The following is a 340-nucleotide window of genomic DNA, read 5'->3' on the forward strand; positions in this document are numbered from 1 at the left end:
GACGTTACCTGCGGTATCACGGGTGGTGACCGTGGCACTCACATCGCCGTTCGCTGCCAGCACCGATCCCGGAACGTTCACACTCCAGGTTTTGCCATCGGTATTCACCGTAGTCTGATAGGTCTCGGTGCCGACTTTCACCGTGATCGCATCACCGGCTTTGACTTCATTGCCGACCTGACCGGTGACCGCAATCGTCTGGCCCGATTCGCTGACGTTAATCACGTTGTCCGAGGTGACATCGTCAATGGTAATAGACGCCACTGGCGCAACGGTATCGACACCGTAAACGTGGCTGGTATTGGCAGTCGTGACATTACCTGCGGTATCACGGGTAGTG

1 protein-coding gene is annotated in these 340 nt (G+C 56.5%); it reads right to left on the bottom strand.

Going from position 1 to position 340, the window contains the following annotated elements; all coding sequences use genetic code 11:
- The coding region (locus H0248_RS04835; RefSeq protein WP_180784963.1) for an Ig-like domain-containing protein at window positions 1-340 on the bottom strand (340 nt) is incomplete at both ends.

It is taken from the genome of Pectobacterium brasiliense (assembly GCF_013449685.1).
GTDB classification, from domain to species: domain Bacteria; phylum Pseudomonadota; class Gammaproteobacteria; order Enterobacterales; family Enterobacteriaceae; genus Pectobacterium; species Pectobacterium brasiliense_A.